The organism is Acinetobacter sp. TUM15071, from assembly GCF_008980925.1.
GTDB lineage: Bacteria > Pseudomonadota > Gammaproteobacteria > Pseudomonadales > Moraxellaceae > Acinetobacter > Acinetobacter dispersus.
Genome location: NZ_BKGB01000001.1, coordinates 99,478 through 122,269, shown reverse-complemented (window position 1 = coordinate 122,269; position 22,792 = coordinate 99,478). Strand labels below are relative to the sequence as shown.

The 22,792-nt window shown below is 39.8% G+C and carries 22 protein-coding genes and 1 pseudogene; 12 read left to right on the top strand and 11 right to left on the bottom strand.

Going from position 1 to position 22,792, the window contains the following annotated elements:
* Positions 1 to 7 precede the first annotated feature (7 nt).
* The 7 genes and pseudogenes from GBI66_RS00595 to GBI66_RS19685 all read left to right on the top strand — a co-directional run bounded on the left by GBI66_RS00595 (position 8) and on the right by GBI66_RS19685 (position 7,110).
* Positions 8 to 943, top strand: a complete 936-nt coding sequence (locus tag GBI66_RS00595; protein ID WP_151714779.1) for an electron transfer flavoprotein subunit alpha/FixB family protein — start codon at positions 8 to 10, stop codon at positions 941 to 943.
* 77 nt (positions 944 to 1,020) lie between these two features.
* Positions 1,021 to 1,860, top strand: a complete 840-nt coding sequence (locus GBI66_RS00590; RefSeq protein ID WP_151714998.1) for an AraC family transcriptional regulator — start codon at positions 1,021 to 1,023, stop codon at positions 1,858 to 1,860.
* 87 nt (positions 1,861 to 1,947) lie between these two features.
* Positions 1,948 to 2,910, top strand: coding sequence for an MBL fold metallo-hydrolase (locus GBI66_RS00585; protein WP_373885775.1), 963 nt, complete (start codon positions 1,948 to 1,950; stop codon positions 2,908 to 2,910).
* A 36-nt stretch (positions 2,911 to 2,946) separates the two neighbouring features.
* A pseudogene (locus tag GBI66_RS00580) lies at positions 2,947 to 3,168 on the top strand (hypothetical protein); the annotation flags it as partial.
* A 348-nt stretch (positions 3,169 to 3,516) separates the two neighbouring features.
* Positions 3,517 to 6,249: a DNA gyrase subunit A gene (gene gyrA / locus GBI66_RS00575; protein WP_151714777.1), complete on the top strand. Its 2,733-nt coding sequence runs from the start codon at positions 3,517 to 3,519 to the stop codon at positions 6,247 to 6,249.
* 145 nt (positions 6,250 to 6,394) lie between these two features.
* Positions 6,395 to 6,703: a hypothetical protein gene (locus GBI66_RS19690; RefSeq protein WP_228267276.1), complete on the top strand. Its 309-nt coding sequence runs from the start codon at positions 6,395 to 6,397 to the stop codon at positions 6,701 to 6,703.
* Complete coding sequence (locus tag GBI66_RS19685) at positions 6,700 to 7,110, top strand: hypothetical protein (protein ID WP_228267275.1); 411 nt, start codon at positions 6,700 to 6,702, stop codon at positions 7,108 to 7,110. The genes GBI66_RS19690 and GBI66_RS19685 overlap by 4 nt, the downstream gene beginning before the upstream one ends.
* Before the next feature lie 36 nt (positions 7,111 to 7,146).
* Here GBI66_RS19685 and GBI66_RS00565 read toward each other — a convergent pair whose 3' ends face one another.
* From GBI66_RS00565 to GBI66_RS00530, 8 genes are all read right to left on the bottom strand, one after another.
* Positions 7,147 to 8,793 carry a glycosyltransferase family 39 protein gene (locus GBI66_RS00565; RefSeq protein ID WP_151714776.1) on the bottom strand — a complete coding sequence of 549 codons (1,647 nt, stop codon included), beginning with the start codon at positions 8,791 to 8,793 and terminating at the stop codon, positions 7,147 to 7,149.
* Positions 8,794 to 8,807: 14 nt separating this feature from the next.
* Positions 8,808 to 9,191 (bottom strand): GtrA family protein, encoded by a 384-nt coding sequence (locus tag GBI66_RS00560; protein ID WP_151714775.1) that lies wholly within the window; start codon positions 9,189 to 9,191, stop codon positions 8,808 to 8,810.
* Positions 9,191 to 10,171, bottom strand: a complete 981-nt coding sequence (locus GBI66_RS00555; RefSeq protein ID WP_151714774.1) for a glycosyltransferase family 2 protein — start codon at positions 10,169 to 10,171, stop codon at positions 9,191 to 9,193. The genes GBI66_RS00560 and GBI66_RS00555 overlap by 1 nt, the downstream gene beginning before the upstream one ends.
* The gene (locus GBI66_RS00550) at positions 10,168 to 10,962 is read right to left on the bottom strand and encodes a ChbG/HpnK family deacetylase (protein WP_151714773.1); all 795 of its coding nucleotides are present in this window, start codon (positions 10,960 to 10,962) and stop codon (positions 10,168 to 10,170) included. The genes GBI66_RS00555 and GBI66_RS00550 overlap by 4 nt, the downstream gene beginning before the upstream one ends.
* A gap of 117 nt (positions 10,963 to 11,079) precedes the next feature.
* A complete protein-coding gene (locus GBI66_RS00545) occupies positions 11,080 to 12,168 on the bottom strand; it encodes an ABC transporter permease (RefSeq protein WP_151714772.1) in 1,089 nt (362 codons plus the stop codon).
* Positions 12,165 to 13,295 (bottom strand): ABC transporter permease, encoded by a 1,131-nt coding sequence (locus GBI66_RS00540; RefSeq protein ID WP_151714771.1) that lies wholly within the window; start codon positions 13,293 to 13,295, stop codon positions 12,165 to 12,167. Before GBI66_RS00540 ends, GBI66_RS00545 begins: the two co-directional genes overlap by 4 nt.
* A gap of 3 nt (positions 13,296 to 13,298) precedes the next feature.
* Positions 13,299 to 14,462: an HlyD family secretion protein gene (locus GBI66_RS00535; RefSeq protein WP_151714770.1), complete on the bottom strand. Its 1,164-nt coding sequence runs from the start codon at positions 14,460 to 14,462 to the stop codon at positions 13,299 to 13,301.
* A 12-nt stretch (positions 14,463 to 14,474) separates the two neighbouring features.
* A complete protein-coding gene (locus GBI66_RS00530; protein ID WP_032864450.1) occupies positions 14,475 to 15,971 on the bottom strand; it encodes a TolC family protein in 1,497 nt (498 codons plus the stop codon).
* A gap of 348 nt (positions 15,972 to 16,319) precedes the next feature.
* Here GBI66_RS00530 and serC point away from each other — a divergent pair, with 348 nt between their 5' ends.
* Entirely contained in the window at positions 16,320 to 17,399 is a 1,080-nt protein-coding gene (gene serC / locus GBI66_RS00525) for a 3-phosphoserine/phosphohydroxythreonine transaminase (protein WP_151714769.1), read from the top strand.
* A gap of 75 nt (positions 17,400 to 17,474) precedes the next feature.
* Here the strand turns inward: serC and GBI66_RS19390 are convergent, their stop codons facing one another.
* Both GBI66_RS19390 and GBI66_RS00520 read right to left on the bottom strand, forming a co-directional pair.
* Entirely contained in the window at positions 17,475 to 17,618 is a 144-nt protein-coding gene (locus GBI66_RS19390; RefSeq protein WP_005151747.1) for a hypothetical protein, read from the bottom strand.
* Between the two features lie 35 nt (positions 17,619 to 17,653).
* Positions 17,654 to 18,592, bottom strand: a complete 939-nt coding sequence (locus tag GBI66_RS00520; protein ID WP_151714768.1) for a hypothetical protein — start codon at positions 18,590 to 18,592, stop codon at positions 17,654 to 17,656.
* A 233-nt stretch (positions 18,593 to 18,825) separates the two neighbouring features.
* Here GBI66_RS00520 and GBI66_RS00515 point away from each other — a divergent pair, with 233 nt between their 5' ends.
* Both GBI66_RS00515 and GBI66_RS00510 read left to right on the top strand, forming a co-directional pair.
* Complete coding sequence (locus GBI66_RS00515; RefSeq protein ID WP_005151751.1) at positions 18,826 to 19,296, top strand: YaiI/YqxD family protein; 471 nt, start codon at positions 18,826 to 18,828, stop codon at positions 19,294 to 19,296.
* 7 nt (positions 19,297 to 19,303) lie between these two features.
* Positions 19,304 to 20,197, top strand: coding sequence for a DMT family transporter (locus GBI66_RS00510; RefSeq protein ID WP_005190035.1), 894 nt, complete (start codon positions 19,304 to 19,306; stop codon positions 20,195 to 20,197).
* 13 nt (positions 20,198 to 20,210) lie between these two features.
* Here GBI66_RS00510 and GBI66_RS00505 read toward each other — a convergent pair whose 3' ends face one another.
* Positions 20,211 to 20,786 carry a PilZ domain-containing protein gene (locus GBI66_RS00505; RefSeq protein ID WP_005190032.1) on the bottom strand — a complete coding sequence of 192 codons (576 nt, stop codon included), beginning with the start codon at positions 20,784 to 20,786 and terminating at the stop codon, positions 20,211 to 20,213.
* A 25-nt stretch (positions 20,787 to 20,811) separates the two neighbouring features.
* Here GBI66_RS00505 and GBI66_RS00500 point away from each other — a divergent pair, with 25 nt between their 5' ends.
* Together GBI66_RS00500 and lolD are read left to right on the top strand one after the other, a co-directional pair.
* Entirely contained in the window at positions 20,812 to 22,047 is a 1,236-nt protein-coding gene (locus GBI66_RS00500; protein ID WP_005211449.1) for a lipoprotein-releasing ABC transporter permease subunit, read from the top strand.
* Positions 22,040 to 22,723: a lipoprotein-releasing ABC transporter ATP-binding protein LolD gene (gene lolD / locus GBI66_RS00495; RefSeq protein ID WP_005151761.1), complete on the top strand. Its 684-nt coding sequence runs from the start codon at positions 22,040 to 22,042 to the stop codon at positions 22,721 to 22,723. Before GBI66_RS00500 ends, lolD begins: the two co-directional genes overlap by 8 nt.
* Positions 22,724 to 22,792 lie beyond the last annotated feature (69 nt).

Here is a 22,792-nt window from a genome sequence, read left to right as displayed (position 1 = left end):
TAAAATCATGAGTATTTTAGTTATCGCTGATCACAACAATCAGACACTTAACGGTGCAACTTTAAACGTTGTTGCGGCAGCTCAAAAAATCGGTGGTGATATTACTGTATTAGTTGCTGGTTCTGGCGCTCAAGCAGTTGCAGATGCTGCTGCTAAAGTTGCTGGTGTGAGCAAAGTATTACTTGCTGACAATGCTGCTTATGCAAACCAATTGGCTGAAAACGTTGCTGGCTTAGTTGCTGACATCGCGAAAGGCGGATACAAATACGTATTAGCTGCTTCTACAACGACGGGTAAGAACATTCTTCCACGTGTTGCTGCACTTCTTGACGTAAGCATGATTTCAGACATCATTGCTGTTGAATCTGCAAATACATTCAAGCGTCCTATCTATGCGGGTAACGCGATTGCAACTGTTCAATCTGACGAAGCAATCATCGTTGGTACAGTTCGTGGTACAGCATTTGATGCAGTTGCTGCTGAAGGTGGTTCTGCTGCGGTTGAAGCTGTTGCTGAAGCGAAAGACGCTGGTATTTCTACATTTGTAAGCGAAGAAATCGTGAAACTTGATCGTCCAGAGTTAACTGCTGCACGTATCGTTGTTTCTGGTGGTCGTGGTGTAGGTTCTGGTGAGAACTATCACAAAGTACTTGATCCATTAGCAGACAAGCTTGGTGCTGCTCAAGGTGCTTCACGTGCTGCGGTAGATGCTGGCTTCGTACCAAACGATTTCCAAGTTGGTCAAACTGGTAAAATCGTTGCTCCAGATCTTTATATGGCGATTGGTATCTCTGGTGCGATTCAGCACTTGGCAGGTATGAAAGATTCTAAAGTTATTGTTGCAATCAACAAAGACGAAGAAGCGCCAATCAACAGTGTTGCTGACTACTGGTTAGTTGGTGATTTGAACACTGTTGTACCTGAATTGGTAAGCAAGCTGTAATTTTATAGCCTGATACTTATTCAAACAAATGCCCTTGTGCTATACATTGCTCAAGGGCGTTTTTATTTTTCATGATTATGAATATTAATTCTTCGGCTTCAATACAGGCTGATCATTTACATCGTTCACTGGTTAAACTAGCACACGCAGATATGGCGAGGGATTATTTGTGTATTCGGGCCAAGAACCAGCATGGCCTGTCAAATATTAAAGTGAATCAGCTACACATGGGGATTATTCTGCATGGGCAACAACGCTTGAATACTTATAATAAACAAATAGAGCTCAACGCAGGCGATCTTTTTATTATTAAGCCCGATACCGTAGCAGATACGGTGAATATCCCAGATTTAGAGACAGGCGAATATTTGACGATTCTGGTGCCGATGTGTGAAGAAGTGATTCATGCTGCACAGATGATTTGGGCCAAGCCAATTACGGATAAAACAGAATCTATCTTAAGATTTTCAATCACGGATTTTGCGGAGTCTCTGCTTGAGTGGCAAACGGCTTTGTTTCAACACGATTTGGTTAAGGCACGCTTATCTATTGCCGCGATACTGGTACAGTTATGCCAACAGCATTGTGCAGATGTACTTATTCTCCCTCCACAGAAACTGGCAACGCAAATTTACCAATGGGTTATAGAGAACCCTCAGCATCAATGGCAATCCAGTGAAATTGAAATGCGTTTAGGTTTAAGTAGCGCTACACTGCGTCGTAAACTGAGCCATGAGCAGACTTCTTTGAGAGAAATTATTACTCAGGCACGGCTTGCTTATGCATTGGAGTTGTTGTACTCAAATAAGTTGCCTATGAAAACGATTGCAGCAAAATCTGGTTATCAATCTACTGCAACATTTCGTGAACGGTTTATGCAGCGTTATGAAGTAGATCCCGCTGTTTTATCTTTGTAATAATCTAAATTGAGCGATTCACGTAGATGATTGAGCGATTTTTATCACTAAAAATAGTTAGATTTAAATTAATCAAATATCAAGGTGATGAGTGTGAAATTATTAAAGCATATCCTAATAGCGTTACTGTTTAGTACCAGCACGACATATGCTGAATCTAAACCACAGGTACAACAGGTTGATGGGTATTTTTTACAGCCTGTCGGTAATCTAAAAGTTACGGCTTTGTTTGATGGAGAATTGGGATTACCACGCAGTGATTTGTTGGGTATTTCAACAGAGAAAGCCAATCAGCTATTCAAAGAGAATTTTGTACCTGTCGATGAACATAATCATATTGTGACCGATTTTTCTGCTTATCTAGTACAAACACCAACACAAAATATCTTAATTGATGCGGGCACGGCAAAATGTTTTGGTCCAAGCTTGGGCTATGTCCCTGAAAATTTAAAAAAGGCGGGGGTACAACCTGAGCAAATTGATACCATTCTAATTACTCACGCCCATCCGGATCATCTTTGTGGAATTACGCTAGATGGAACAATGGCTTATCCAAATGCCAAAGTTTATCTGGCCAAAGAGGATGTGGACTATTGGACATCGACTGAGAACGAAGCAAAAGCCTCTGATTTCTTTAAACCATTATTTAAAATGACACGTGATGCATTAAAACCTTATCAGCAGGCTGGACAGTTGATTGCTTTCACCAAAGATTCGTTTAAGGTTCCGAATGTTGAATTAATTACGACACATGGTCATACCGAAGGCCATTCATCTTATTTGGTCGATGGTCAGAATGGACAAAAGTTTCTGGGCTTGGGCGATGTGGTGCATTACGCTGCTGTGCAATTTCCTTATCCTGAAGCCAGTTATAAACCTGATACCAGTTTTCAACATGCAATCGCGGTTCGTAAAAATATTTTCGAGCAAGCTTATCAAAATCAATGGTGGATTGGTGCTGCACATGTTGCTTTCCCTGGGATTGGTCATATCGGAAAAAATAGTAAGGGTTACCAGTGGATTCCTACACAATATCGTCCAGACAAATGAATGTTAGATTCTAATGGGGAAGAAGAAGGGAGTCTTGTTCTGTCTTTATTCTTTGCTGATAGTGTCGAGCATCACCGTTTCGTTTATACATGGCTAATTGCGGATGTAATGAATCAGGACATTGTAGAAGAGTTATATGAAACACCTTTTATTTTAGCTCTATTCTTTATGGCCTTTTATTTTATGCAACATGATCAAGTCGAAGTGACCGAGTCAGAAACGCTTCCAATTGAAGCTAAGTCAGGCTCTTATTCTTGAGTCATTTAATGTGGCTTAGCTCATTTTTTGAGCTTGAGCCTAATTGAAATTAGTACATTAAATTCGTTGTTTTTATCTCATCATTTGAGGATCTTTTGCCCAAAATGGGTAAGAATCGATTTTTATCTGTCGGTCTTGCATTTGATAATTTTAAGTTATTAATTTATATATAATTTTTATTGTAAAAAAATGCTATTTTTCAAAGTTTAAACTCACAGTTGGTTTGTCCTTTATGCTATAATTTTTCGCTGTATTTTTTATTTTTAGTTCAAGCTCTTGAGCTAAATTTTTGCAAGATTGAAGACATAAAGACAGGTAGAACTCTCTATCTGTAAACAAGGAGTATGCATGAGCGTATCGGAAATCAGACCGATTGCCATTGAGGACGAACTCAAGCATTCATATTTAGATTACGCGATGAGCGTAATTGTATCTCGTGCATTGCCAGATGTGAGAGACGGTCTAAAACCTGTTCATCGTCGTGTCTTATTTGCGATGCACGAATTGGGCAATGATTATAACAAAGCGTACAAAAAGTCTGCTCGTGTTGTCGGGGATGTGATCGGTAAATATCACCCTCATGGTGACAGTGCAGTATACGAAACAATCGTTCGTATGGCGCAGAACTTCAGCTTACGTTATATGTTGGTTGATGGTCAGGGTAACTTCGGTTCAGTCGATGGTGATAGCGCAGCAGCAATGCGTTATACCGAAGTCCGTATGCAAAAGTTAACCCATGAAATTTTGGCAGACTTAGAAAAAGATACTGTTGATTGGGAAGATAACTACGACGGTTCTGAACGTATTCCTCAAGTGATGCCGACACGTATTCCAAATCTTTTGATTAATGGTACGACAGGTATTGCGGTAGGTATGGCGACCAATATGGCGCCGCATAACATGACTGAAGTCGTGAATGCATGTTTGGCTTATGCCAATAACCCGAATATTTCTATCGAAGGTTTGATGGAGCATATTACGGGCCCAGATTTCCCTACAGGCGGTATTATTTACGGTAAGTCAGGTATTGTTGATGCCTATCGTACTGGTAAAGGCCGTTTGCATATCCGTGGTAAATATCACTTTGAAGAAGACCAGAAAACAGGTCGTACTACGATCGTATTTACTGAAATTCCTTATCAAGTCAATAAAGCAAGAACGATTGAGCGTATTGCTGAATTAGTGAAAGAAAAGAAACTTGAAGGAATTTCTGAGCTACGTGATGAGTCAGATAAAGACGGTATGCGTATCGCGATCGACTTGAAGCGTGGTGAAAATGCAGAAGTTGCAGTAAATAATTTATTTTTACATACCCAATTGCAAAACTCGTTCAGTATCAACATGGTCTGCCTAGATAATGGTCAGCCTAAGTTGATGAACCTGAAAGATATTATTGCGGCATTTATTCGTCATCGCCAAGAAGTGGTGACTCGTCGTACCATGTTCGAGTTGCGTAAAGCACGTGAGCGTGGCCATATCTTAGAAGGTTTAACGGTTGCTTTGGCAAATATCGATGCCATTATTGAAACCATTAAAAGCTCTGCTAACCCTGCTGAAGCGCGTGAGCGTTTACAAGCAGGCGAGTGGGCTGGTGGCGGTGTGGTTGCATTGCTTGAAAAAGCAGGTGCGATTTCTGTTCGCCCAGATGAGATTGAAGGTGAAGATCCTGCACGTCCATTTGGACTGGTTGGTGATATCTATCGCTTGTCACCTACGCAAGTTGCAGCAATCTTAGAATTACGTTTACACCGTTTAACGGGTCTTGAACAAGACAAGCTACATGCAGAATATAGTGAAATTTTGGGTCAAATTGCTGAATTAACGGCAATTCTCAATGATTTTAATTTATTGATGAATGTAATTCGTGAAGAGCTTGCTTTAATCTTGCAGCAATATGGTGATGGACGTCGCACAGAAATCGTAGAGTCTGGTGTTGATTTCTGCCGTGAAGATTTGATCCCTGAAGAGCAGGTTGTATTGACTGTTTCTCAAACGGGATATGCGAAAACTCAACCACTTTCTGATTATCAAGCACAGCGTCGTGGTGGTCGTGGTAAGTCCGCAACTTCAATGAAAGATGATGACATTATCCAACATTTAATTGTGGCATCAAACCATGCGACGGTTTTATGCTTTACCAATGTCGGTAAAGTGTATCGCTTAAGAGTATTCGAAGTACCTCAGGCATCTCGTGGTGCGAAAGGTCGTCCGATTATTAATTTGCTTCCATTGGATGCAAATGAAACTGTGACTGCAATCTTGCCGTTGACCGAATTCCCTGAAAACCATTATGTCTTTATGGCAACAGCATCAGGCACAGTAAAACGTGTTGAGTTGGGGCAATTTAGCAATGTTCGTTCAAATGGTTTACGTGCGATCGAATTGAATGAAGAAGACACTCTGATTGGTGTTGCAATTACCGATGGTCAACAGCAAATCATGCTGTTCTCGAACGAAGGTAAAGCAATTCGTTTTGCTGAAACTGATGTTCGTGCAATGGGACGTACCGCGAAAGGTGTCCGTGGTATGCGCGTAAGTTTTGCAAGCAATACCATTGAAGCTGATGATGCAGACGTTGAAAATGATGATTTGGATGATAATGATGATTCATCAGATTCAAATGTGCTTAGCCGTATTGTTTCACTGGTTGTTGTCCCTGAAACAGGTGAAGTACTGTGTGCATGTGCCAACGGTTATGGTAAACGTACGCCAGTAGATGACTTCCCGACCAAGAAACGTGGTGGTAAGGGTGTAATTGCAATCAAGACCAGCGAACGTAATGGTGAGCTTGTTGGTGCAGTATCTATTGATGAAAGCAAAGAACTCATGCTGATTTCAGATGGCGGTACATTGGTACGTACCCGTGCAGCTGAAGTTGCAACCACGGGTCGTAATGCACAAGGTGTTCGTTTGATTCGTTTGAGCGATGCTGAAACCTTAGTTGGTGTTGTTTCGATTGAAGCTGTAGAAGATGACGAAGAGTTAGATGCTACAGAAGAAGTGGAGAATACCGAGGTTGTTGAGGCTGCAACTTCTGAAGAAGTGGCTGTAGAACCTAAAGATGATACGCCAGAAGCGTAAGCAATAATTTTTTAAAAAGCCCAAAGTTATCTTTGGGTTTTTTTATGCTTATTACAAAATTGACTTTGTTTTTTATATATTGGCCAATCTAATATTTTTAATTTGAATGTATAAGATATATTGATAAAAATAAAGGAATATAAAGATGAAAGAAAATTATGCGCCTGTTTACCCTCATGATCCGATTGTTGAAATTTTTGAAAATATTTACTTACTAAGGGGCAGTATCAGGCTTGGATTTGGTCTCTCCATGAATCGTAATATGATTATTGTCAAACAAAACAATGAGCTGACTCTAATCAATGCAGTTCGGATGTCTAAAATAGAATTAGAGAAATTAAAAGGTTTAGGGCAAATTAAACATGTCATTCGTTTAGGCGATTTTCATGGTATTGATGATCAATTTTATATCGATACATATCAGGCAACTTTTGGAGCCAATCGCATCATGTGAATTATCCAAACTTATTTCCGATAAAGATAATTCAATCGTGTACACTTCCTCCTATCAAAAATGCTGAATTCTTTATATTTGAACAAGCAACTTGCCCTGAAGCAATTTTATACATACAGGATAAAAAGCTGTTAATCACGACAGATAGTATTCAATACTGGAGTGATTGGAAATATTTTAGTTTTCTAAGCAAAATTATTATTTACCTCATGGGATTTCGATTAGGCTTATTTATTGGTGGGCCTTGGTTGAAAAGAGTCACACCAAAATCTGCTAGCTTAAAAAAAGATTTTGATCGACTACTACAATTGGATTTTCAGCATTTAGTTGCCGCACATGGCACAGTTTTAGAAAACTCAGCTAAAGAAAAGTTAGTACACATCGTCAAAAAGCAATTTGGTATCTGATGATAAAAAGGAAGCTGATCAGCTTCCTTTTTTTATTTAAAAATTTTGGTTGATCAGAAATACATCATAGTTGCGATAATGCAGAACTTTAACGTTGGGATGATCTGGTTTGTAGCCGCCAGGGTTACTCACAACAACTACTGGCTGGTTCTGTTTTAACATGTTTTGGAGCTGCTGCTTATTCCATAAATATTGTTTACGCTCAGGTTCAAATAGCAAGCCATCTTTAAGTTCTAAAGATGAGTTATCTGTTTTTACACTATCCCAATCATTGACAATATAAACTGGTTTTTTAAAGTCCAATAAAAAAGGAAGGTCATAGAAGTAATTGTAATAAAAGACCACATCCGATTTAGGATTCATCGATTTTGCAAAATCGACTTGGTCAGCATTGTTCTTGGTATCGAGAACGCGGACTGCAGCTGAAATAGAGGTACAAAATAGAATTAAGCTTAAGAAAATTGCGCTTAAATAATCTATTTTCTTCAGTTTAAATAACAGCATTAAGCTAAAAGGAACAATGCATAGAATCGTGCCAATCATGTAAATTTGAATAGCATGACTGGTATAAAAAGCATGATTATTCTTTATGAAATGTGGCGCTAAAATGATCCCAAGCCCTAAAATAAAGATAAAGGTAGCAGGACCCCAGATTTGAAGTTTGCTCTTAGCAAAATTATCTAGAATAGGGCGTACTGTGACAGCTAGTAAAATGGCTAAAGGTGGTACGGCAGGGAGGATATAACCAGCTAATTTTGAAGGGGGGATGGAAAAGAAAATACTCACCGATATAAACCACCAGAGGCAGAGGGCGAGCAAAGAAGAAGAAAGTGATGCTTGAAAAATACGTTTTGAGAATCTAAAACGATTCACAAACAACCATGGTAAAAAGCTTACAAACAGAATGAGATAGTAGAAAAACCAAGGTTGCTTATTATTAAATCCATTCGAACTAAAACGACTAAATTGTTGATCAATGAAGAAATAATGCAAAAATTGCGGGTATTTTAATTGAACCAGATAAACCCAAGGGGCTGTTAAGGCGAGGAAAAAGAGAATCCCGAAAGGGTTGAGCAGGGTTGGAATTTTTTTCCATTGTCGCGTGTAGAGTAGCCAAGGTAATAATACGAGTCCTGGGATCAAGACACCAATTAGACCTTTACTGAGAAAGCCTGCTGCAGCAGCAAAGTAGCCTAAAAATAGAACGGTTTTTTTACCTGAAAGGCTAAAGTCAACAAAACTCAGAATACAAACGGTTATCCATGAAGCGACTAGTAGATCATGGTTGATATATTCACTACTGCCATAGAACAAAAGACTGGTTGCTAAGATAATAATGGTTAACTGAGCAATATGTTCCGAAACATGCTTTTTTAAAAAGATAAAAAGACTGATCAGCATCATACTGCCAGCTAAGGTAGGAATAAGGCGTAATACCCAAGGATGAAGGCCAAATATCTCCATAAAAGCGGTAGAGAGCCAATGCAGTAAAGGAGGTTTGTGCATAAAAGGTAAGCCGTTAATACGTGGAATCAGCCAGTCTCCTGATTCAAGCATTGCGCGACTAATATCCCCATATCGTCCTTCATCTGGTACAGATAGTGGACGAATCCATGAGCTCATCAATAACCAAACGGGTAAAAAGATAAGTAAAAATTTAGATGATCGTAGCCATTGTTGCATATGTTGAATCCTTATTATTGAAATGCAAAATAACGGTTGAGCAAAAAAGTAAAAATTGAAGTAATGCCAATACTAAAAATAATCAGTATGGAAATAGGGGTATCAAGGTAATGGTGGCTGATTAATAAAACAGATTCATTCAACATGAATCCCAGTCCAGCCACGACGATAAACTTCTTAAGTGTTTCCCTATGCTTAAGGTGTATGGCTTGAAAAGTAAAAATACGATGACCAAAGTAGCTGATCCAGAAAGCTGTGAGAAAGGCGAGCAGATTTGCATATTTTAGTGACACTTGGTATTGAGGCCGAATCAGCAATATCACAAGAAAATAGTGTGAAAGTGCTGCAATCAAACCAACAATACCAAAACGAAAAAACTGTAGGACATGAGTTTGCATTAGAAAGAAACTACATTATTTTGCTTATCATGTACGAAAGGTTTAGCATGGCTATGTGAATACTCGGCAGAAACAATATATTTGGGACGGTTTTTAACTTCCGCATAAATACGCCCAATATATTCACCTAAAATCCCAATACAGAGTAGTTGGATACCACCTAAAAGTGTCATACCAGCGGCCAACGTAGCCCAACCAGGTACACGGATACCTTCAATCATCGTTTCAATAATGATCCAGACGCCGTAACTCATTGCAAAGAGTGCAAGTAATGCACCGAGATAAATACATAAGCGTAGCGGTAAATCGGAAAAGCCAGTCAATCCTGACATTGCCAATTGAAACAGGGCTTTAAAATTAAAACTGGATTGCCCATATTGACGCTGTTGCTCCGTAAAGTGGATCCCAATACTCTTGAAACCAACCCATGCATACAACCCTTTCATATAACGGTTCTTTTCAGGAAGTTTTCTTACAGCTTCAACGACTTTTGCATCCAATAGGCGAAAATCACCCGCATTTTCAGGGATGTTGACCGAAGAACTTAAATTCAAAACGTGATAATAGCCTTGAGTAAAGACTTTTTTGAGCCATGATTCTGTGCTTCGATCTCGAATGCCATACACCATGTCATAGCCATCTTTCCAGAGTTGAATCATGGTTGGAATGGCATTTAAAGGATGTTGAAAATCGGCGTCGATCAATAAGGTCGCATCGCCTGTAACGTAGTCCAGACCTGCACTTAAGGCTGCTTCTTTGCCAAAATTCCGTGATAGTGTAAGGATGCGTAAAGGATAGTCATCGAGCATTTGCTGTAAGACTGCGATACTATTATCTTTACTCCCATCGTCAATAATGATGATTTCATAGCGTAAATTTTGTTGTTCTAACTGCTGCGCCAAAGCTGGGATAAACTTTTTAAGGTTTTCTGCTTCGTTGTAGGCAGGGACTACGCAAGAAAGAAATGGACTGTTTATCATAATAATGTATCCATTGAGGTCAGCGAAATTTGATAGATTTGACAATCATCACGAAATTGAGATGAGCTGAGGTATTGGAATTCTCGAACGCGTGCAACTGAAATGGGGTCATGTTGATCAATTACTTGCGTAGCAGGGTGGCACATGATCAGTAAATTATCCTGAGCCTGCTCCAACCACTGTTGGTTTAAATGGGAATAGCTGTTCGATTCAAAGTTATAGATCCCTGCGAAATATCGATTTTGCCGAATGTTCTGTTGCCGGCATATTGAGGCTAGTGTGGGCGCGCCTAGTCGTGACAGTAAGCGAGTTTTTATCAAATAGGCAGGGGCTGTGATTGGGTGTTGTAGGTTCCTAACCCAGCCTTGAAAATTTTGTTGTTTGAGGAAGGAAACCAATATATCCCGAATGATGGGGAATTGGTGGATATGTTGATGTCCATCGATAAAATCAGGCTGTTTTCCCATTGCCTCAACAAATGCATTCCACTGTTGTTCAATACTTTGTTGAATGAGTTTGCTGTCTAGCTGTCGACCCCATGCTTTAAGCATTAATATTGGCAATGAAAATATTGTGGTTGCTGAGCTAAATCTATGGGTGAAATTTAGGTGTAAACCGACATCAATATTATTAGAGATTGGCTTGAGCTGTTGCGCTGCAATAGGCCAATGCTCCGCTTGTGTCATGCAAGAAGTTGCATGTAAAGCACCTGTTTTGATGAGCAGTAGAATCGCATCTGAAATCTCAGGATTCATTGCGAAGTCATCAGCGCAATAGCATACTTTGGCCATATCCATGCCTCAATTCAGATGGATTAAAAGGTAAGCCCAATTTAGCCTTACCTTTTAATGTCTACGATTGAAGCAATATGCCAAGAGATCCTTAATATCAACTTAAAGCGAAAAATACTATTTTTTAACCAGACGATAATAAGAAATTGCCAATAATATTGCAGCGACTGTAGTAAGATAAATCAGTTTTGGCACCACGATTGAGGTGGGTACACCCATCTGATTGAGTTGTACAAAGAGTTGTACCCCATGGGTTGAAGGCAGTGTCCATGCAAACCATTGCATCCAATGCGGCATGGCTTCATGTGGCCATGCGGTACCAGTTAATAAGAACAATGGGACAGAGGTCACCACAATTAAATGACCAACCCGTTCTGGCATATCAACCAGTGAACCGACCAACATACCCAAACCAATCACACAGCTGACATAGATTGGTACAGCAAGCAGCATGCCCCAAAAATTGCCCCCATGTGGATATTCATATAACCAGAAGGTAAAGCCAAATAAGTACAGGCAACCTAAACAACCTGTAGTAAAGATGGCTGCAAAAGTGGCCCAGAATTCTACAGGTTTTGCTACCCAGCCTTGTTCACGGTAACTGGCAATCAGCATCGCCAGACCGAGCAGAATAGTCTGGTGAATAATTAAACTGGCCACAGCAGGGAAGATATAACTGCCATAACCAGACATTGTGTTAAACAATGGAATTTGGTGGATCGAAAGTTCAGGCTCAAAAGCAGAGGCATTGCCGAACTTTTCTAAATGCTCTTTTAGCGTATATTCAATAGAACCTGCTAAACCTACACCTACTTCTTTGGTTCGAATGAAATAAGCCGTGCTCAAGTACAGGCCAATGCCGCCCATTTCACCGCGTTTTAAGCTATTGGTCAGGTTTTCTGGTAATAACAAAATACCTTCAGCTTGCTGGTTTTTCACCATGCGCTGTGCTTCAAGAAAGTTATCTGTCACGGTGATGATTTTGATATGCGGACTATTAGACGCTTGGCTAATGATTTTTGAGGTCAAAATGCTCTGTTCTTCATCCACAATTACAATCGGAATATCTTCAGCGGTTTGTGCTTTATAGGCAGTTGGATAGAAAAAACTATAGAGCAAGATTGCGGCAATGAGCGTGGTAAACACCGAGCTATTGGCAAAAATATTTTTAAAGGTCTGTAAGTAATAACTGAAAAATGACTTCATGAACAAAGCTCCTGAGTATTTTTCTTTAACAGACGCACGCTTAACGCAAAGAATAAACCTGCAAAGACCACTAAGATACCAAATGGAACCAATGAAACATAAATATCACTGCCAATAATCCATTGCTCGGTCTGCAATTTAGCGTAAGGTGTGTAAGGAATAATCATCGACCAAAATTGAGTAAATGCGGGTGCATTATTGAGTGGTAATGTAATTCCAGAAAAGCTTGGTGATGATCCACCGTAGAGTGCGATAAAACCAAAGGTTTTGGGTAAATTCTGTGTTGCCAAAACCACAGTACTGCTAATCACGGCATAAGCAAAATACAGCAAAAACTGTGCAACAAGGATCAGTGTAAGTGAACCTGCGATAAAGTAACCACGAATATGTGCCAGCCAGAACATCCAGCACCAAGTCCAGGCGCAGAAGATAAAGACATAGAGCAGGACTTTACCAAGTAGGCTAGAGATAATTTGTTTTGATTGGACCCATTCACCGACAGTCTTGCGTTTAAATTCCTGCCCGATAGCAAAAGCCACGCAACAGCACAGTAATAAATGTAAGACTGCTGGCACCATAAAAGGTTCCAGAAACAGTTCATAACTCATGCTTGGATTATACAGGGTTGAGATCTTGATATGCGGTGTGGGCATGTCTAAATAGGGAATAGTATTGGCTAAATAGCTTTGCCCCATATATTCAGCCATACCATTTAGCGTGCTGATGAGCATGGCAGAGGAAATGGTATTACCGATACTAAAAAAGGATTGGTTATAGGCAATGCTGATCTGCGCATCTTGGGCTTTGACCAAGCGTTGTTCAGCTCCCTCAGGGATCATCACGAATCCCCAAGCTTCGGTTTTATTGATGAGTCGTTCGGCTTCATCTTGGCTAGCGGTAATCGTTTTAACCTTCAGAGTATGATTGATGCTAAGTGCATGAATCACTTTACGGCTCATCTCACTTTGATCTTGATCAATCACCACAATGGGTAAATGTTCCGCCTTACCAGCGGAAAACATGCTGCCAAATAACAGAATCACCAGCAAAGGGGCAATGACCGCCATAAACAAATCAACTTTATGGTGTTTTAAATAGCGCAATTCCCGCAGCATCACTGCAAACATCGCTTATTTTGCCTCTTCAATTTTAAACAACACACTCATACCGACTTTTAAATCTGGAATACTTTGTTCTGGTACAAGGTGAAATTTGAAACTACGAATATCATAACCACCTGTTTGGCGTGTGGTTTTGATGGTCGCAAAGTCACCTTCAGCATCAATATTTTTGACTTTGAAAGTTTCTTTACGATTGAGTGCAGGAATAAAGCCTTCAATCGTTTTCATTTTATAAACAGAGCTATACATGTCTTCGCGGACATTTAAGCTGACCCACAAATCATGATCTTCGATAATACTGACCACAGGCACAGCTGTCGCAACCAGTTCAGTCGGTTTGCCATAGGTTTTAGACACAGTACCATCTGTTGGTGAATACAGTTTAGTTTCCTCAGTCAAGGCATTGGCTTCTTTCACCGCTGCTTGTGCCATAGCAACCTGTGCATCAGCCGTTGATTTTTGCTGTTCAGTACTGCCACGTTTGGCACGCGCATATTGTTGGTACGATGCCTCGGCTGTTTCACGTGCAGAGGTTTGTGCTGCAAGCATTTCATCTCGACGTTGGCGAGAAATCACACCTTGTTGAAATAAGGTTTCACCACGCTTGTAGGTTGTTGCTGCTAATTCAGCTTGGGTTTTCATTGCTTGCCAGTTGGCATAGAGCGTATCGATATTTTCTTGTTGTGCGCCACGATACACGGTTGAATGAAAAGCGGTCGCACTTTGTAATGCGGCTTGTGCCTGTTCTTTTTTAGCCTCTAATTCAGGGCTGACAAAACGAACTAAGGCCTGACCTTTTTTAACGGACTGACCTTCAGACACATAGAACTCCTCAATACGGCTCGGTACTTTGGTGCTGATATGTACGGTTTCTGACTCAACCCGACCTTGTAATTCAATGGCTTGTGGCTGATAGGCTTTCCATAAACCAAATGCAATCAGACCTAAAAGCAAAATTAAAATAATCAGGCCGATGATTTTTGCCGTGCCTTTTTTTGGTGGTTCTGTCGGAGGCTGTTGTTGATTTGAGTTTGATGTCTCAGGTCTCGGCTGTTCTACCTTTTCTGTAGAGGTCACTTGTGCTTGAGATAGTTCAGAAGCTTGGGTCTCAGTCTTATTTTCCACTTGATCTGTATCACGTTCTGAATTGGATGATGATTGATCTTGGCTCATAAATTTCTCCAATTAACGGATATAGTCTGTACGTGGTTGATTAACATAAAGCTTGAACTCATCAATCGAACCATAGCTTTGTAATAAGGTGGCTAAAGATAAGATGTATTTATATGAATTTATCGCCATCTCACTTCTTAATGCACTGAATGCATTTTGTGCATCAATCACTTGAGTCGCCGTGCCCATACCTTCTTTAAATGAAAGCTGTTGGATACGTAAGTTTTCTTGAGCAGCTTTGGTGTTCTGCGTTAATAGTTGATGGCTAGTCTGAGACGCGTTTAATTCGCTATATGATTTGTACAGCACGTTTTCGACTTCTTGCTTGGTGCGTTCGGTCATGAGTTCAGCAGCATATTTTTTCAATTCGGCAGCACGTATGTTTTTGTTGTTATCAATGCCTGAGAATAAATTGTATTTCGCCATCACGCCGACAATCCAATTCTCTTTATTGTCCAGCCCATATTCACCAAAGGCAAAAACACTTGGTTTCTTCGCAGATTGTTGAACCTTGACATTTTCATTGGCTAACTGGGTATCCATTTGCAATTTTTTAATCAAACTGGAGTTTTGATCATAATTTGCCAGCAGTTTATCCAAAGAATGATTTTGTGCATTATTCACAAATAGTGGGGTGGTAAGGTTTAGGCCTTCTTTAGTCTGTAATAGATTTTTTAGGCTAAACTGGCTCGCTTGCAGATTCGACTGCGCATTTTGATAGGTGCGTTCTGCATTATTCCGCGCCACTTCAAACTGCATGCGTTGCCCTTTATTAATAAAGCCTTGCTTCTCTAATTTAAGTGCATTGTTATAGTGTTCTTGCATCGCATTCAAATTAAACAGGCTAGCGTTGAGTAACTGTTGTTGTAATTGCACATTAAAATAGGATTGAATCATCTCGAAGCGTTGTGAATCTTGTTGTTGTTTTTCGCTGATATTTGAGCGTTGTGCTTGAATCGTCGCAATCTGTTTGGCACTACTAATTTTCCCGCCAGTATAGAGTGGCATCACCATTGAAATTGAAGTGCGCACATCATGGTCTTTCACCGTGACATCCAGATTATTGGGTACCTGATTTAAGCCTTCTTGGACAGTTTGATCAAAACCTTGGCTGACTTGATCAATCACTTCTGGTGGAAGCACATTACCCCATTGCGATAATTTATCATCAAAGCCCCGCGTGAGGGAGTTTTCAAGCCGACGTTTACTCGATTCTAAAGGTACGCTAGTTTCGCTATGAAATGAGTAAGCACGTGCATTTAAGTCGATACGCGGTAAACCTAAATGCTTGACGGCTTCCATTTCAAGTTGTGAAGCTTGCTGTAGGGCCTGCTGTGCTTGCGTCCCGTAAGCATTTTCCACAACATATTGTTCAGCTTCGCTATAACTTAATGTTTGTGCAGATAATACCGTTGAAAATAGGGCACAGCTAATTAGGCTTATACTCAAGCTTAACTTTCTGGGAAACCGTTGGACCTTAAAACTCGGTCGATCATGTCGTTTCAACATAGGGGTAGGTCGCAATTTAATAATATCCTGAGGTAGTCTAAATTCTTTTTATAAAATTAAAATATTATGTTTTTAATTAAATAGTTATATCGCTTGGTTTGGTGTAGTGAATTTGTAAAAAGTAGAGTTTTTAATCTAATTGAAACGGGTGGAATTATGGTTTTTTGAACAAGTAAATATGAGCTGGTTATTCAACTAAAAATAAATGTAATGACAAAGACATGATAGAAAAATTAATGCTATTTTCTCAATCAAATTGAAATATTTACTGGATAAGCTGCTGCAAGCTTCGCCAATCTATGGTTAAATTCCCATTCCAATTTGTTCCACTTTAACAAGGGAAAACTCATGCGTGCTTATAATTTCTGCGCTGGTCCTGCTGCATTACCTACGGCTGTTTTAGAAAAAGCTCAACAAGAATTGTTGGATTGGCAAGGTAAGGGTCTGTCGATCATGGAAATGAGTCATCGTAGCAATGACTATGTTGCTGTGGCAGAGAAAGCTGAAGCTGATTTACGTAAGCTCATGAATATTCCAGAGAACTATAAGGTCTTGTTTTTACAAGGTGGTGCATCCTTGCAATTCTCAGCGATACCTTTGAATCTGTTAGGTAAAAATAATAAGGCAGATTATATCCATACAGGTATTTGGTCTGAGAAAGCACTCAAAGAAGCAAAACGCTATGGTGATATTAATATCGTTGAAGCGGGAACTTTAATTGATGGTAAACATGCCATTACTGAACAAAGCAGCTGGAATCTTTCGGCTGACGCTGCCTATGTACATTATGCAGATAATGAAACCATTGGTGGTCTACAATTCGCGGGAATTCCAGATGTAAACGCACCATTGGTGTGTGATTATTCATCTAGTATCTTGTCTGCACCTTTAGATGTAAGCAAGTTTGGTCTGATCTATGCGGGTGCGCAAAAGAATATTGGTCCAGCAGGCTTAACTATCGTCATTATTCGTGATGACTTGTTAGATCTAGCAAAACCTGAGATTCCAAGTATCTTAAAATATGCCGATCAAGCCAAGAATGGTTCAATGGTGAATACTCCTGCGACTTATGCGTGGTATTTATCTGGTCTGGTATTTGAGTGGTTGCTTGAGCAGGGTGGGGTAGATGCGATCTATAAAGTGAATCAAGAGAAAGCCAAACTGCTTTATGGCTATATTGATTCAAGCGATTTCTATAACAATCCAATTGCCATTCCAAACCGTTCAATGATGAACGTACCCTTCACTTTAGCTGATGAAGCATTGGAAAAGACCTTTTTAAAAGAAGCAGAGCAAAATCATTTGTTAAACTTAGCAGGTCATCGCTCAGTTGGTGGTATGCGTGCAAGTATTTACAATGCAGTGCCATTGGCTGGTGTGCAAGCGCTTGTAGACTTTATGGATGAGTTTGCAAAACGTCATGGTTAAGCCATAATACGTAGCTAAAATAAAAGCCCTCAGTATTGAGGGCTTTTATGTTTGAATAGGGTAGTGGTCAAAAATTTAAAAAAAGCCAATTTGATGAAACATGAGTGCTGCTAAAAACATACCAAGTAAAAAAAAGCAAAAAGCACCAACATCAAGTTTAAGACCTTGATCACTCGAGTGAATCAGACTGGTGGTCGTTTGTTCTGGTATAATTTTCATTAGAACGCCTAAAATGCCATTTATGTGATTTTTTGTCACTTATGTGCAGTTTTAGCATAAATATTCGCCTGAATCCATAGGTTACCGCGAATATATTGGCCAATGTTAAAGTTTTTATACAATTCATTCTTCGTGGCAATACGAATCAGGATTGCGGGTAAATCATCTTCTAATACCAGCGTCACATCATAAAGGGTATATTCTTCCTGCATAAACTGCATAGAAGTTTTACCTACGATATTACCTTGGAACCAAGCTTCATCTTCTTGACCTAATGTTTCACCAAATAAATAGGCCACCATTTTAGAAAAGTCGACAGTGACAGGTTCTTGATCTTCTGGTGTTTTTGGTTGCCAGTCATTAATCAATTCTTGTAAATTGTCTGGCGCAACTCCATTATGTTCAGTCAAAATCGCATTTAATGCGCGGTGATGTTTAATTGAAGCTGGATCATCAACAATGATTTTCTCATCAGCCGAAACTGTTTCTAATTCATATGCCCAAGCATTAAATTGAACTTGATAGGTTTGATTTTTGTCATATTGACAGCTATTTACACTGAATAAATTATCAAATGCATAAATAATGGTGTTTTTATTTAAGTTCAAACGTAATACTGCCTGAGTTGAAGAATCACAGGTAATAATTCGCTCGATTTGCGCATCATATTTATATGGGCTATCAAAACTTGGAAATGCTGTTTTTAATGCACGGGGTTTTTGATCTTCAACCGCAATAATTTGATTAATCGAAACAGCTTCGCCACTTGGGCCTTGAATCAGCCAGAATGATTGATCCATTTCATGTTCGTCCTGACAGAGACCCATCGGCATTACCGGTGCATCAAGAGCCAATCCTAACCATTTGGGAACATCCGTTTCGGGAGTATCTGTCAGTAAGTTCCAATGCTCGACATGATTACCGAAATTTTGATCTTGAATTTTAATGATTTCTGGACTGTTTTGATTTTTCATAAAGCGTAATGCTAAAAAGATTGAACTTACTCTATTAAATCGAGGGTAACTGTCATATTTCAAGTCTGAATCTGTAATTCTCTACAATTAATTTACTTTTTAGCTCGAAATATCAATATGCTGCTTAAGTATGTCTTACACGAACTGTCGATGTGAATAGTCAGATGATCTTCACTCTACTTTTCCAGTAATCTGTTACACTATATTTTTTACTTTCATGAGCTTTTGCCAACGTGCTGCCATTCAAATTGTGGGTAGATGCTGATGCTTTGCCTAAAATTTTACGTGAAGTTATTCTACGTGCTTCTGATCGTTATCAACTTGAAGTTATTTTTGTTGCCAATCAAAATGTGGGTATTACGCCGTCACTGCGGATTAAATCTATCCAAGTGATGAGTGGTGCCGATAAGGCCGACCAGGAAATTGTAGATCGAATGCAAGAAAATGACATTGTCATTACACAGGATATACCGCTTGCAGCACAAGTGATTGAAAAGGGCGGGATCGCAATCCATCCGCGTGGTGAGATCTATACCACTGCAAATGTGAAAGCGCGTCTGCATTTGCGAGATTTTATGGATACTTTACGTGGTGCGGGTGTGCAAACTGGTGGACCTCCTCCGATCTCGGAACGAGACAAGCGAGAGTTTTCAAGTTCACTGGATCAGACCATTTTAAAACAGAAACGTAAAACAGCTTCTTGAGTTTAGTATGCCATCTCGCATTAACTTAATGTTCACTTATGGATTATTGGTATTCATATGGGCAACCACGCCTTTAGCCATTGTGTGGAGTGTTTCTGATTTACACCCCATGTGGGCATTGTTGATTCGTTTTTTTATAGCCTTGCCTTTGGCTGCCACAGTTTTATTACTGCTAAAAGTAAAATTCCCAACCCATAAAATTGCATTATTAAGTTACGCTGCAGGCTCATTAAGTCTGATCGGTTCGCAAATCTTTACCTACGCGGCAACTGCTTATCTCAGTTCTGGATTGATTGCATTGATGTTTGGTTTGGCGCCTATCATGGCTGGCCTGATTGGTCGATTTGGCTTCCAGCAAAAATTGGCGGGTTTACAGTGGTTAGGTATGGCGACATCGATTGTTGGATTAGCGATGATTTGTCTGAGCGGTAGTCAGAAACATGTACAACCGTTGGGTATTGTTTTAATGCTGATCAGTGTTTTTTCATACTCTCTATCAATCTTTTTGGTGAAAAAAATTAATGCTGATTTACCTGTGATGGCACAAGCGACAGGTTCAATTCTAGTTTCAACGATATTGGCAAGTATGTTATTACCTTGGATTTGGCAATATGCACCCACGCATATCCCATCTGCTAAATCACTATTGGCACTGACCTATACGATTGTTATGGCATCTCTGATTGCGATGTTCTGTTACTTTAAACTAGTTCAAAATCTTCAAGCCACGACCTTGTCCCTGACGACAGTGATGACGCCAATGTTGGCAATCTTGATTGGGGCATACCTGAACCACGAGCAATTGTCAGTTCAGGTATTTGTTGGGGCAAGCATTATTCTTTTTGGTTTATTTCTCTATTTCTTTAGAGATTTACGTGCATATCGTCGATTAAAAGTATAAACGTTAAGTGATCTTAGCTTGCTTGCTGGCTTTGTTGAACGCTGGCAGCCAATTTTGCACGATCTTGCGGGTTCAAAGTAATGAAATAGGCACCGATACGGAACTTACCTTGTTCATCTGCACTACTATGTGCCACTTGGGCAGTCGCTGCAATATGGAAGAAGTTTTCAGGGTGACTCAAGGTGATATGAATATAAGTACCTTCATTAATATCTTGTGTGCTGAAGAAGCTTAATCCATTCTCTGAAAAATTCACCTGTTCAGGTACTGGCAACAAGGATTGCACGATATTGTCGTAAAAAGACCCTGTAATCAGATTCAATTTCTGGTTAAAAAGGGATAAGATGCGAGCAATTTGTTGATCTTTTTCATTTAATTGTTCTAATTCGTAGCGAAACGCGTGATCAAATTGATCTAATTCTGCAAGTAGTAGAAAATAGCGCGGTAATACGAAATGAGAGTCATAAGGATCATTCAGCGCAACATCATCTGGAATGATTTGATAGTTGATTCTCAACACGGCATCAATACGAGACATCACTCGACGTTCAGTGTTGTCGTCAACAAGATGATGTTGTGAATTTTCCATAATAAATCACCTCGGACTAGATGGTATGTTTAAGCCAATTTCGCTGTATATAGGGTTGAGATACACTCGTGCTAGGCGGAGTAATCATTTTATTTCTTTTATCGCCTTGGTTTCCATGATTGGTTTAACCCTTGGCGTTGCTGTCCTCATTACAGTGTTATCTGTCATGAATGGTTTTGATCGCGAATTAAAAACTCGTGTTCTAGGAATGGTTCCACAAGCCACTGTTTCTTCTACTCAAATTCTAACAGATTGGCCTGAGCTTGTAAAAAAAGTTGAGCATCATCCGCATGTCACTGGGGTTGCACCATTTACCCAATTGCAGGGAATGTTAACTGCGCAAGGTCAAGTGGCAGGAATCATGGTCACAGGTATTGAACCAGAATATGAGAAAAAGGTTTCAATTATTCAAAACCACATGGTCTCAGGTGATTTAAATGCCTTGAAGAAAGGTGAGTTTGGTATTGTTCTAGGTAAGGACATGACCGATGCACTGGGTCTAGGTTTAAATGATAATGTGACTTTAGTGTTACCTGAAGCAACACCGTCGCCAGCAGGCGTGGTACCGCGCTTTAAACGTTTTAAAATCGTTGGTATTTTCAGTGTAGGTGCAGAAGTGGATTCAATGGTGGGTTATATCGCCTTGAATGATGCTTCTACCTTGTTACGCTTACCTGATGGTGCACAAGGCGTACGTTTGAAACTGGATGATATTTTTGCTGCGCCAAAAGTGGCCAATGATATTGTCAGCCAGCTGCCAAGTAATTTCTATGCATCGAACTGGACTTATACCCATGGTAATTTGTTCAATGCGATTCAAATGGAAAAGACCTTAGTAGGTTTATTACTGGTACTGATTATTGTCGTTGCTGCATTTAATATTGTTTCCTCATTAGTCATGGTCGTGACTGATAAAAAGTCTGATATTGCAATCCTGCGTACCTTGGGCGCATCACCTTCGATGATTACTAAAATTTTCATGGTACAAGGAACTGTAATTGGTGTAATTGGTACCATTGCAGGTACGATTTTAGGTGTTACGTTGGCGCTTACAATCAGCGATATTATTTCTTGGTTTAATACCGTCTTAGGTTTGAATCTGTTTGATGCTTACTTTGTTCATTACCTGCCTTCATATCTCAGATGGCAAGATGTGGTTGTGATTGTAACGGTATCTTTGTTATTAAGTTTCTTGGCAACAGTTTACCCTGCATTGCGTGCAGCGAAAGTTCAACCTGCTGAGGCGTTACGTTATGAGTAAGATTGTCTTAGAAGCAAAAGATATCTACAAGCATTTTGATGATGGTAGAAGCAAAGTTGAAGTGATTAAAGGTTTATCACTTCAAGTGAAAGCAGGTGAGTTTGTCTCGATTGTTGGTTCAAGTGGTTCGGGTAAAAGTACACTACTGCATGCGTTAGGTGGCCTAGAGCAACCTTCACAAGGGCAGGTGTTTTTACAAGGACAGCGTTTTGATAATTTAGGTGAAGCTGAACGTGGCTATAAGCGCAACCAGTATTTAGGTTTCGTTTACCAGTTCCATCATTTGCTGCCTGAGTTTTCAGCCCTTGAAAATGTGGCAATGCCATTAATGATACGTGGTGAAAGCAATTTTAAAGATGTGAAAAAGCAGGTGGAATACCTGCTGGATCGTGTCGGTTTATCTCATCGTATGGATCACAAACCAGGTGAATTGTCTGGTGGTGAGCGTCAGCGTGTGGCATTGGCACGTGCGTTGGTGACTCGGCCTGCGGTTGTTTTAGCAGATGAACCGACGGGTAATTTGGATCGTAAAACAGCGCTCAGCATTTTCGAATTACTGACAGATTTGAAAAAAGAACTGAATATGGCCATGTTGATTGTGACCCATGATGAGCAGTTGGCGCAGTCGGCTGATTCTATTTTGCATATGCAAGATGGTTTATGGCTTGATCAATAATAAATATTTTGAATAAGCTCTTGTTAAAGCCCTGAAAACGGGCTTTAATTTTGTCTTTAGAATAATTAA

Coding starts and splice junctions, on each gene's coding strand:
- GBI66_RS00595 (WP_151714779.1), top strand. CDS start 8: ATGAGTATTTTAGTTATCGCTGATCACAACAATCAGACACTTAACGGT.
- GBI66_RS00590 (WP_151714998.1), top strand. CDS start 1,021: ATGAATATTAATTCTTCGGCTTCAATACAGGCTGATCATTTACATCGT.
- GBI66_RS00585 (WP_373885775.1), top strand. CDS start 1,948: ATGAGTGTGAAATTATTAAAGCATATCCTAATAGCGTTACTGTTTAGT.
- gyrA (WP_151714777.1), top strand. CDS start 3,517: ATGAGCGTATCGGAAATCAGACCGATTGCCATTGAGGACGAACTCAAG.
- GBI66_RS19690 (WP_228267276.1), top strand. CDS start 6,395: ATGAAAGAAAATTATGCGCCTGTTTACCCTCATGATCCGATTGTTGAA.
- GBI66_RS00565 (WP_151714776.1), bottom strand. CDS start 8,793: ATGCAACAATGGCTACGATCATCTAAATTTTTACTTATCTTTTTACCC.
- GBI66_RS00560 (WP_151714775.1), bottom strand. CDS start 9,191: ATGCAAACTCATGTCCTACAGTTTTTTCGTTTTGGTATTGTTGGTTTG.
- GBI66_RS00555 (WP_151714774.1), bottom strand. CDS start 10,171: ATGATAAACAGTCCATTTCTTTCTTGCGTAGTCCCTGCCTACAACGAA.
- GBI66_RS00550 (WP_151714773.1), bottom strand. CDS start 10,962: ATGGCCAAAGTATGCTATTGCGCTGATGACTTCGCAATGAATCCTGAG.
- GBI66_RS00545 (WP_151714772.1), bottom strand. CDS start 12,168: ATGAAGTCATTTTTCAGTTATTACTTACAGACCTTTAAAAATATTTTT.
- GBI66_RS00540 (WP_151714771.1), bottom strand. CDS start 13,295: ATGTTTGCAGTGATGCTGCGGGAATTGCGCTATTTAAAACACCATAAA.
- GBI66_RS00535 (WP_151714770.1), bottom strand. CDS start 14,462: ATGAGCCAAGATCAATCATCATCCAATTCAGAACGTGATACAGATCAA.
- GBI66_RS00530 (WP_032864450.1), bottom strand. CDS start 15,971: ATGTTGAAACGACATGATCGACCGAGTTTTAAGGTCCAACGGTTTCCC.
- serC (WP_151714769.1), top strand. CDS start 16,320: ATGCGTGCTTATAATTTCTGCGCTGGTCCTGCTGCATTACCTACGGCT.
- GBI66_RS19390 (WP_005151747.1), bottom strand. CDS start 17,618: ATGAAAATTATACCAGAACAAACGACCACCAGTCTGATTCACTCGAGT.
- GBI66_RS00520 (WP_151714768.1), bottom strand. CDS start 18,592: ATGAAAAATCAAAACAGTCCAGAAATCATTAAAATTCAAGATCAAAAT.
- GBI66_RS00510 (WP_005190035.1), top strand. CDS start 19,304: ATGCCATCTCGCATTAACTTAATGTTCACTTATGGATTATTGGTATTC.
- GBI66_RS00505 (WP_005190032.1), bottom strand. CDS start 20,786: ATGGAAAATTCACAACATCATCTTGTTGACGACAACACTGAACGTCGA.
- GBI66_RS00500 (WP_005211449.1), top strand. CDS start 20,812: ATGTTTAAGCCAATTTCGCTGTATATAGGGTTGAGATACACTCGTGCT.
- lolD (WP_005151761.1), top strand. CDS start 22,040: ATGAGTAAGATTGTCTTAGAAGCAAAAGATATCTACAAGCATTTTGAT.